The following is a 9419-nucleotide window of genomic DNA, read 5'->3' on the forward strand; positions in this document are numbered from 1 at the left end:
TTTGGGGAATCAATGTCGATGTCCCGTTTGAAAAATCTTCTTATGGTGTTTTTGCTGTGCTGATTATCTCTGTTATACTAAGCCTAATTTGCTGGTTTTGGATGCGACGCAAAAAATATTTGTAAAGTATTTGTGATACCCTAATATGATTTAAAGCAGAATTGCTTTGTTGACTTTTTAAAAGGCTGATTCCTTTCAATAATTTAATAGCTTTTGTCAGGAATTGTAATATAAATAGACAGTGGTATTTGTTATTTATCTAAATAGCTTTTTAATGTATTGCACTGTGCGCGGAGAAATATTAAAAGCTTCAGCGGCTTCCTTCACAGTATGAGAGTTAGAATATTCAAAGATAGCCATATTCCGGCTATCTTTTTTTCTTTTGGGTCTACCCTCCTTATAGTTGGGATTGTGTTGCCTTGCAAATATTTTAACGGCTTGCGTACGTTCGATAATCATATCACGCTCCATCTCCGCAAACGATAGCAAAGTTCTGACAATCATACGCCCAATTGGGGTGTTATCTATCGTTCCTAAATTTAAAACCTTAATCATTATTTTTTCTTTCAATAAGTCATCAATTAAGTTCAATGCTTCTCTAGTATTACGAGCAAAACGATCTAACTTTGTGACGATCAATGTGTCATTGGGTTCAATCAGATGGACCAGTTTTTCAAATTGCGGTTGCCTGGTATTACATTTCGAGAGCGTAAAATATCTTGTGTAAATGCATAAAAGATTTCTGAATTGTATAGAAATAGGGAATGCCTTCCCTTATGATATTTAGTAACCACAGAAAACATCACAGGAGGCATTCCCCATGAATGAACTTACCACAGAAATTATCGCTGCACTAGACCAAAAGCAAGATTTGGACGAAGTTTTTCGTCACCACCTCGAAATTGCGATTAACCAGTTGCTTCAAACCGAATTGGCAGAGTTTTTGGGTTACGAACGCTACTCATACGCTGGGATTAACACTGGTAATAACCGCAACGGCAGTTATGAGCGCTCGTCGGCTATTCATTCTCAAAAAAGATGGCTACTGATTTAGTCTTAAAGACCCTGGAAAGCGCGGTTAAAAATCGAACCATTACTGGGGACCTGATTATCCATACGGATTTAGGATCACAGTATACCAGCGATGATTACAATCAACGTTTAACTGAGCTACATATCCGCCACTCATACAGCCGTAAGGGTTGTCCGTATGATAATGCGCCAATGGAATCCTTTCACGCTTCCCTCAAAAAGGAATGTGTTTATCCAGTGCCGGTCTTTGAAGATTATGAAACTGCCGCTGCCGTCCTTTTTGAATATGTGCATGCTTTCTACAATAGGAAGAGAATTCATAGTTCACTGGGCTACCAGACCCCCTTACAAGTTGAAATTGCAACACTTACGAGCCAAATGGCCGCCTGATTTAATGCTTTCCATGGTTCAAATAAGTTATTAATCACGATTAATGATTTATTTGAGCTGTGGAAGGTAAACGCGGTTCTGAATGTCTCTTAAAATCTGTCTCAAATATTGACTTCAATCCAACCCCTTAGCTCGTAAAAACATAAGTATTTCACGTTCTTTTATAGTAAGATGTCTATAGCTCATACCGGATACCTCGAATTGTTTGATTTGGTCGTTAAACATATTCTACCCGGTATGGGTTTATTTTTTTACTTTGTGTTGCATTTCAATTGTAAATTCGCCGCACATAAAAAAGAAAGAGACCGGAAAGTGTGTCTTCCAGTCTCTTTTATCATTTTGCTATTAAGCGACGTGTCTACCGGGCGAGGATCTGTTGCGGTTCGTCCAGTAATTCCCGGCCTTTATCATAATATTTCTGCATTTCATCATCGGGGACCAGTTTTCCGCCGGTGGCCCAAACAACGTGGGTGGCGTTCTTCAACGCTGCCTTGTTTTTAAACTCGTTTACGGTTGGTACAATAGCGGTGAAGCCTGCAGCTGCGGATGGTTCAACGTAAATATCTTGGGTATCCGCCAACATGGCAAGGTAGCGGTAGATGTCATCGTCGCTGAAGGTGTGCGCACCGTATAACAGGGTCCGCATTACACGGCCGGCAATCTTTGATGAGCGGGGAACAGCTAACCCGTCTGCCAGGGTCTTGCCGTCGATGCCCAGATCCGTCACGGCGATCTTGTCGTACAGGTGGGTCATCATGCCCATGGTAACGGATGGCACGTGGGTTGGTTCGGCGAAAACAGGATAGATCCCCTCTGGCATCATTATTTGCAAGCCAAAGCTAACGCCGCTTGGACTGCCGCCGACACCGGCTGGCAGGTAGACGAAAACGGGGTGGTCGGGGTCTGGGAAGATGCCGTCATCAGCGAGTTGTTTTTGAATTTCGATCCCAACTGCTGAATAACCGAGGAACAGGTCCTTTGAGCCTTCGTCATCAATGAAGTAGGTGTGCGGATCCTTAGCCGCTTCTTCCCGGCCTTGGGCGATGGCAACTGAGACGCTGTCGTTATGTTCAACAACGGTCACGCCGTTTGCTCGTAGCATGTCCTTCTTCCACTGACGCGCGTCAACGGACATGTGCACAGTGGTCTTAAAACCAAAGCTGGCTGCGGCCATACCGATGCTTAACCCTAAGTTACCGGTTGAGCCGACCATGATACCGTAATCGGCAAACAGTTTGTGGTATTCAGGGGTGGCCAAGATTGCATAATCATCAGAGTAGGTGAGGTTGGTTTCAGTGGTTGCAACGTGTTCAGCAAACTTCAGAACTTCGTAGATGCCGCCCCGTGACTTGATGGAACCGGAGATGGGGAGCATACTGTCAGCCTTCAGGTAGACGTTGCCAGGAATCTCAGCATCGTTTAAACCGGCCAAACGAGACTGCATCTTATCGATCTTGATCAGCGGCGAGATCAACTGACCGTTGGTTTTCTGGGTTTCAGGAAACGCGGTGGCCAGATAGGGTGCAAACCGTTTGAAACGGGCCGCAACGTCAAAGACTTCGGCTTGAGTAAACGGAATTTCAGCCTTTTCACCAAATTCTGGGTTGATCCAGTCGATCGCCTCGTACTGACGCATATTGTTTAATAGTGGGAATTTATGGATTAATTGTTCAATGTTTTCTGTCATATTAATAGTGCCTCCAAGGTGCTGGACAGGGTGATTGACCCAACCCCCGTCATCAGCGTATACTTCATATTAACTTAAGTGTTTTCCTAAAAAAATCAAGAATTTATTGAGTATAAGTTTGGTTTTGATTGACTTATCATTTCGATGTCACTTTGATAAACCAACCAATCAGCAAACATGATGACGGAAGGTGCAGCCATGCTGGATATTTGGCGGCTTAAAATTTTGATTCAGTTCGATACACTCAAAACGATGAAGCGTGTTTCAGAAGTGATGGCGATCACCCAATCGGCGGTGTCTGCCCAGCTAAAACAGCTTGAAAAAGACACGAACACCACTTTATTGGAAAAGGTTGGCCGTAACGTTGAATTGACTGCAACGGCCAAGGAATTGATCGCCCAGGTTCGACCAATCATCGATGATTTGGAAGCAGTTGAAGCCTCGCTGACCGGTGCCGATACCAACTACGAGGGGCTTGTCCGCATCGGCGCGTTTTCCAGTGCGTTACAGGCGCTAGTTGTGCCGGCGGCGGCTGCGGTCAATCAACGGTATCCGGAGGTCGATTTCCGTCTGGCAGAACTCGAGCCCCCAGCCAGTTTAACCGCGCTGAGTGCACACCAGATCGACCTGGCCATCGTGGCCTACATTGGTGACATGATGCCGCTTCCAGACGATTTGACCGCCGTTGAGTTGGGCACTGATGAGCTCAAGGTACTGGTCAACACGCACAATCAATTGGCCGACCAAACCAGTGTCAGCATTAATGACCTGCGCGACCAAGATTGGGCGATGGAACCAGACGGCGCCTACCTCAGCGACAAGGTGTGGCGACTGTGCCAGGAGGCAGGCTATCAGCCGCATCGAATCGCGACCTTTCAAGACTACGGCGCAATTCGGCAGGCGGTGACCTATAATATGGGTATCGGTGTGCTGCCCGGCATCACGATCCCCAAACGGTTGACGAACACCGCGCTGTTAGCCTTAACGCCGACGCAGCACCGCCACTTCTACCTCGTTTCACGCAAGGCACAAGCCCACATGAAAACGATTGAAGCCACGCAGATGCAAATTCAAGCAACTAGCAAGCGCGTGCTAACACTGGGTTCTGCCCGGCGCGCTACGATCAATCCCGGCCGATCAAAAGCCAGAAAGACTCAACAAACCAAAACTAAACAAAGAAAGTGAGACATCGCCATGGCATTACAAAAACACTTTGATTTTGGCGGGGCAACCCACCACAGCGGTGGTAGTAAATCAGCCGCTAAAAAAACACTCTCTGCTCACTGGGACTACATTTTAGGCCAGAGTTCACGTTTGCCGGAGACGCTCACAGTTGCGGATTTAAAAACATTTAAAGATACGATTGAAACCCACGGCAATAAGCTCATTAACAGCTACCAAGTGTCCGGTGGCGGGTTTGTAGCGCCACTGCAGGGGTTTATTCGGGAAAGTAACGATTTTTTGAATCAGTTCCTGCTAACTGGTGACGATCGGCCGCTTGTTTAAGGGCATGTCTTAGGTTCGTCTGTTTGTTTTTAGTTATTAATTTGGCTGATCCAGTAGTGGAAAATAGGCTGTTCAATTGTTGATGAGCCACTTTCTTTACAATCTACCATATAAACGCATTCTCGTGCATTGTTTGCTTATACGTGTATATAGTTGTCAAATACGTGCTATGATTGTGTATGTCCTAAATGGACACAAGCAACGCTCCTAAGCAAAGCCTGTATGTACTGATTTCAGAAAAGCCCTCTATTCCGCATAATAGAGGACTTTTTTGTGTGCATTCTGCTTAATTTAAACGGACAAAGTATATGTCTAAAAGCTGAACGTGTTGTCTGAGAGCGCGATATTATTTTCCCCTAGTTCGGGCGTCTCTACTCTCCAGAATATCTAATTGAAAAGTAAATTTTCGCTTGTCTTCAGCGTCTAAAGAATCAATGAGATAGTCTAATGCGTTATCAATGGCATCTTTTTGAGATTTATATAGACCAATTCCAGATAAAGCTTCCGCTTTGTTCTTAATATGGTTGTTGATTCTAACGTTAGCATAAAAAGTAACAGAATCTGCAACGCTTTTTCCCGGTTTTGATGGTTTGCCATTATTACTTTTAAGATCATCTGTAGTAAAGGTGTTTTTGGGTTTGATATCTTGTCCACGATCAAGTGGGTCCGTCTTTGGTTGTTTTTTTAGATTGGGATTGTTTAATAATCCGCTCATTCCTATTCACCAGCCATTCTGCTAAATATTTCATCAGTAACGTTGGAGTATACGTCTTGAACTGCTTTATCAAACTGATCTTTAAATGTCACCCCGGTTACATCATATCGTTTTAAGCGTTCCATATTTTTAATTGTTATGTCAAAAATATTTTCTTTACCAAATATATCAATTGCTTTAGCTAAGGTGCTCTTATCGACAGGAGCACCATTTTTCAGCAAAACCGGCAATATTCCTAGTAAATCTAATGTCGGAGCGTGGAATTCATTGATAATTTGATCTTGCATGTATTTGATGAATGCCTGGGCACCCTGAAGCGATCTTTCCTGAGTTTGAAGAACGACAATCGCGTAGTCAGTCATATATAATGCGGTATCTGTGATTAGGCTAATTGTAGGTGGAACGTCTACCAACAAGTAGTCATAGTCATCTTTCCACGGATTTATTAAGGTAGACAAGTATTTTACACGATCGGTGTAGCCAGAAATTATATTCTCCATATATCTAGGATATAAAGAAAAGTCAGCTGAGGATGGAAGAATATCTAAATTTTGGATTACGTTGATGATAGCTGGTTTGAGGTTTTTGTTTTTAATTGCGGTCATCAAGGTTTCATCAAAAGAAGTTACTTCACCGCCGACGTTATTTTTAGTTTTTAAATATAAATTAGTTGCGTTAGCTTGAGGATCCAAATCTATTAATAGTGTTTTATACCCACGACGTGCCAACTCGATACCAGTCATTGTACTATTGGTTGTCTTGCCAGTTCCACCTTTAAAGTTTGAAAATGTTATGACTTTACTGTCCAAAATATCACCTCATAAATATGTAGTGTAATGCTCTTAAATTATAGCGCAAAAACTAGTACATGTATACAAATACAAGAGTGTAAAAGTAAAAATGTATACATGGGTTCTATGTAGGCCGAAATAAAGGCGTTTTGATTGAGTATACAAATACTAATTTTTACATTATTACAAATACTAATGTAAAAATGTATACATTCTTTAAAAAAAGTGTTGATTTCCTTTATTAAGAGAAATACAATTGTCCTTGTAAGTGAATACAAAAAAACACCCACCAATTGGAGTTGGTGAGCGCCAAACAATCTTCTAATTTATAGATTATTATATCATGGCCGGTGCGATTTTTAAAGCCCTAGGGGACAAGCTGGGGTCTAAATCCAAGGGGACACGTTTGCCAGTGCGACTTCAATAAGTCTGGCTATACCACAACAAGGTCATCTGTACGGCTGGGTGGTGAATGGTGAGCGCGACCATTAACGGCGCGGGTGGTAAAACGAAGCTTCGGCTTGGTGCCATTGATTAGTTGGTGATCGAACAAACATAAATACGTATTGCCAACGCCTACTAGGGCGTTTTTTAGTAGGTTAAACCGAAAACGTAGGTTTATAATGAGTGGTGGTAGCAATACCGCAATTGTACAGACAAGCGACGGGCGTTAACGACCGACGAACTAAGGGGAACCTTAGCGTAGAATTGTACTCTGGTTCAGTTATTCCAAATAGCTGTTTCCAGGGAACAATTCTGCGCTCAAAACGTCACTCCCTCTAAACTGAATGGAAAACCATAACCCGTCAAGTCAAAACCAACATTAGAATCAAGAAAGTTGATGATTTAAAATGCTTGATTTAAGAGATTGTGAGATTGCTTTTACCGGACGTCTAACTACCATGACTCGGGATCAAGCTTTTAGTTTGGCGAAAGTCTTTGGGGCGAAACCACAAAATTGGGTTACGAAACAGACAGATTATTTAGTGGTTGGGTTAATTGAGACGGCTTTAGGTGAGGAGCCCATCACAAAAAAGTTATTGACGGGAACACCAACGATTTCAGAACGGGATTTTTTGGACTGGTGTCAGGCACGATTGGCGCAATGGTCTAGGAGTTTAGGCGGTTAAATTCACAAAGTGAGTTTAATGATTTTGGGGGATTTTTCATCTAGACCACTCCTCTCCCGTCAAATTTCACAAAGGCCAAATAATGGATCGTTGTTTTATCAGGGAGTAAGGGAGTTACTTGGGATAAGCCGCCTTATGTGAAGTGGAAATTGGTATACTAAAAAAGGCTCCCGGTTTAACACTGGAGGCCTTTTTTCTAGGTTACATATTTTGAGGATGAATGTTTTTATCTTCGTAGCTTTTACTTAGGTGCTGTAACATGATGAATACTGCTTAGTTTTTGGTGCCGTACCCCGCAACAGATGCGTCGCTTCGTTGGTATTAATTGTTGACGTAGGTGGTGGAACAATACTGATTGATACGATTTTAAACTTTGAGCTAAGTGGCAAAAACCGCCATCAATTTAATACCGGCGTAAATGATCTATACGAAGCCATTGCCAACGGGATTAATGGTGATACTAGCCTTTATCAATTAGAAAAAGATTTACGAAAGGGAAACCAGCAACATCATTGGAGCTACCGATTTTCTAAAAATCGTCAAGATGATATTACTGATTTGGTTTGCAAGGAAATTGACCGGTTTACCCGGCGCTTAGTTGCTAATGTAACTTCAACGTTAAAGAACCTTGATAGTATTGATACTTTGTTCTTTACCGGTGGTGGAGCCAATTTGCTTAACCAAAAAATCTTGAATACTACTTTCACTAACGCAGTTATTGTTAAAAATACAGAAGTTGCTAATGTTAACGGCTTTTATAAGTACGGATTAAGTCAACAAGCTCAAAACGAAGGGAGCAAGTAATCATGGGAAAAGTTAAAACCTTGAACGTCCGACTAAATCCCGAGAAAATTGTCGACAAAGAAATCCTTGATTACTTTGATAAATCATTAATTCCTAAAACCACACTTGTTAAAACCGCTTTAATTCACGAAATTGAACGGTTAAAGGCTCAAGGTGATCCTTATGTTAAAGATGAATTAAAAGCTCCAGAAGCACCTAAAAATAGTACAGAATCACCATCTGATTCCAAAGAACGCTTGCAAGGAGGATTTAATGCCTTTTCAGACAATGATATTTAGAAAGAGGGCCTTGTTATGGGAATTCCAATAAGTATTATATTTTTGTTTGCCAGCCTTATTGTCTTTTGGATAATCCCAGCCATTGGCATTGCAAAAAATCACCTGGTAGATGACCGCTTTTTTATTCGACAGTGGTTATTTCCAATGCAGTATTGGTTACAGCCATTATTTGAAAGAATCAGCGGTAACCGTCGTATTGTCGTAAGAATTTTACAGATAATGTCTCTGTTTATCACGTATTTTTGCGGGTTACTTATGCTCATGGTTTTCAGTGTTTTTGATGAAAATTTGCTTAAACACCCCGAAGCATTTTTACTTTTCGAATATTTACTGGTATCTTCTATCGCTTACTGGTTTCAACCAAAAGCTGGTAAAATATACAATACCAAATAAAGTTTCCACTAGGTAAGCGCTATGCTAGACTAAAATTAATTTAACAACCGAATAAAGAGATCAAGCTAAACAGAAAAATCCCCGATTCACGAGGAATCAGGGATTTTTGGTTTAGCAAGTAGCTATCAGACAGCTACTTAGATTCAGTCGATTTTAACTTGGCCGTCTAAATCGACTGAATGTTGTTCTTAATTTGTAGGTTAATTATACCGCAAACCCGTCCCAAAGGACAAGTTAAGGATAGTTAAAAACAAATTAAAGTCAATGGACTAAGTAGCTAACTGGAGCTATTTAGTCCATTTTTCGTTGTTAGAACTAAAAAAAGTTGCCGACTGGGCAACTCACAAACAGACACATGCTGGTGAATTTGCAAAGCTCACGACTAAATGAATGCTTTGTAATTCAGTTAGAGCATATCAGATTTGTATTTTAAAGCAAATCAAATGTTTTAGCAACTCTCTTTTGAGACAGCGTGTGTCAGTCAAGAAAGGGAGTTTTTATTATGACAAAATCAACAGATTTCAATTACTATGAAGCCGATAGCGTATATGGAGCCTTGTTTTTCCAGTTCCCTAAGGTATTAATGTATGGCGAGGGCAAATTCTATAATTAATCCGAACAGAAATTAAAAAGCCCAAAGCAATCACTTACAATGGTAGTAGCTAATTCCAACCAATATAGGGAGTGATTACT

At 41.5% G+C, this 9419-nt stretch carries 10 protein-coding genes and 3 pseudogenes; 9 read left to right on the top strand and 4 right to left on the bottom strand.

Annotation, left to right across the window (positions count from 1 at the left end; translation table 11 throughout):
- A pseudogene (locus GB992_RS06420) lies at nt 1-125 on the top strand (magnesium transporter CorA family protein); the annotation flags it as partial.
- A gap of 130 nt (nt 126-255) precedes the next feature.
- Here GB992_RS06420 and GB992_RS06425 read toward each other — a convergent pair.
- Nucleotides 256-693: pseudogene (locus GB992_RS06425) on the bottom strand (recombinase family protein); the annotation flags it as partial.
- A gap of 127 nt (nt 694-820) precedes the next feature.
- On the opposite strand from GB992_RS06425, the pseudogene GB992_RS06435 reads away from it, so the two are divergent.
- Together GB992_RS06435 and GB992_RS06440 are read left to right on the top strand one after the other, a co-directional pair.
- Nucleotides 821-1015, top strand: a pseudogene (locus GB992_RS06435) (transposase); the annotation flags it as partial.
- 23 nt (nt 1016-1038) lie between these two features.
- Complete coding sequence (locus tag GB992_RS06440; RefSeq protein ID WP_230647812.1) at nt 1039-1422, top strand: integrase core domain-containing protein; 384 nt, start codon at nt 1039-1041, stop codon at nt 1420-1422.
- 358 nt (nt 1423-1780) lie between these two features.
- On the opposite strand, the gene dsdA is transcribed toward GB992_RS06440, so the two are convergent.
- A complete protein-coding gene (gene dsdA / locus GB992_RS06450; RefSeq protein ID WP_161001711.1) occupies nt 1781-3109 on the bottom strand; it encodes a D-serine ammonia-lyase in 1329 nt (442 codons plus the stop codon).
- A gap of 198 nt (nt 3110-3307) precedes the next feature.
- Between dsdA and GB992_RS06455 the strand changes: the two genes are divergently transcribed.
- Together GB992_RS06455 and GB992_RS06460 are read left to right on the top strand one after the other, a co-directional pair.
- Nucleotides 3308-4294, top strand: coding sequence for a LysR family transcriptional regulator (locus GB992_RS06455; protein ID WP_161001712.1), 987 nt, complete (start codon nt 3308-3310; stop codon nt 4292-4294).
- 9 nt (nt 4295-4303) lie between these two features.
- On the top strand, nt 4304-4615 hold the full coding sequence (locus GB992_RS06460; protein ID WP_161001713.1) for a hypothetical protein: 312 nt from the start codon (nt 4304-4306) through the stop codon (nt 4613-4615).
- Between the two features lie 346 nt (nt 4616-4961).
- Here GB992_RS06460 and GB992_RS06465 read toward each other — a convergent pair whose 3' ends face one another.
- Together GB992_RS06465 and GB992_RS06470 are read right to left on the bottom strand one after the other, a co-directional pair.
- The gene (locus tag GB992_RS06465) at nt 4962-5330 is read right to left on the bottom strand and encodes a DUF5388 domain-containing protein (RefSeq protein WP_020090532.1); all 369 of its coding nucleotides are present in this window, start codon (nt 5328-5330) and stop codon (nt 4962-4964) included.
- A gap of 2 nt (nt 5331-5332) precedes the next feature.
- Nucleotides 5333-6139, bottom strand: a complete 807-nt coding sequence (locus tag GB992_RS06470) for a ParA family protein (protein WP_161001714.1) — start codon at nt 6137-6139, stop codon at nt 5333-5335.
- An 833-nt stretch (nt 6140-6972) separates the two neighbouring features.
- Here GB992_RS06470 and GB992_RS06475 point away from each other — a divergent pair.
- The 4 genes from GB992_RS06475 to GB992_RS06490 all read left to right on the top strand — a co-directional run bounded on the left by GB992_RS06475 (nt 6973) and on the right by GB992_RS06490 (nt 8726).
- On the top strand, nt 6973-7251 hold the full coding sequence (locus GB992_RS06475) for a BRCT domain-containing protein (RefSeq protein WP_020923847.1): 279 nt from the start codon (nt 6973-6975) through the stop codon (nt 7249-7251).
- Nucleotides 7252-7566: 315 nt separating this feature from the next.
- Nucleotides 7567-8055, top strand: coding sequence for a ParM/StbA family protein (locus tag GB992_RS06480; RefSeq protein ID WP_238331061.1), 489 nt, complete (start codon nt 7567-7569; stop codon nt 8053-8055).
- A gap of 2 nt (nt 8056-8057) precedes the next feature.
- Complete coding sequence (locus tag GB992_RS06485; protein WP_003625713.1) at nt 8058-8333, top strand: hypothetical protein; 276 nt, start codon at nt 8058-8060, stop codon at nt 8331-8333.
- 15 nt (nt 8334-8348) lie between these two features.
- Complete coding sequence (locus GB992_RS06490) at nt 8349-8726, top strand: hypothetical protein (protein WP_161001715.1); 378 nt, start codon at nt 8349-8351, stop codon at nt 8724-8726.
- Nucleotides 8727-9419: the final 693 nt, after the last annotated feature.

It is taken from the genome of Furfurilactobacillus milii, from assembly GCF_009863985.1.
GTDB lineage: Bacteria > Bacillota > Bacilli > Lactobacillales > Lactobacillaceae > Furfurilactobacillus > Furfurilactobacillus milii_A.

What these genes read in the sequence shown, in the direction of transcription:
- dsdA (WP_161001711.1), bottom strand. Translation starts at nt 3,109, where the DNA reads ATGACAGAAAACATTGAACAATTAATCCATAAATTCCCACTATTAAAC.
- GB992_RS06440 (WP_230647812.1), top strand. Translation starts at nt 1,039, where the DNA reads ATGGCTACTGATTTAGTCTTAAAGACCCTGGAAAGCGCGGTTAAAAAT.
- GB992_RS06485 (WP_003625713.1), top strand. Translation starts at nt 8,058, where the DNA reads ATGGGAAAAGTTAAAACCTTGAACGTCCGACTAAATCCCGAGAAAATT.
- GB992_RS06455 (WP_161001712.1), top strand. Translation starts at nt 3,308, where the DNA reads ATGCTGGATATTTGGCGGCTTAAAATTTTGATTCAGTTCGATACACTC.
- GB992_RS06475 (WP_020923847.1), top strand. Translation starts at nt 6,973, where the DNA reads ATGCTTGATTTAAGAGATTGTGAGATTGCTTTTACCGGACGTCTAACT.
- GB992_RS06460 (WP_161001713.1), top strand. Translation starts at nt 4,304, where the DNA reads ATGGCATTACAAAAACACTTTGATTTTGGCGGGGCAACCCACCACAGC.
- GB992_RS06490 (WP_161001715.1), top strand. Translation starts at nt 8,349, where the DNA reads ATGGGAATTCCAATAAGTATTATATTTTTGTTTGCCAGCCTTATTGTC.
- GB992_RS06465 (WP_020090532.1), bottom strand. Translation starts at nt 5,330, where the DNA reads ATGAGCGGATTATTAAACAATCCCAATCTAAAAAAACAACCAAAGACG.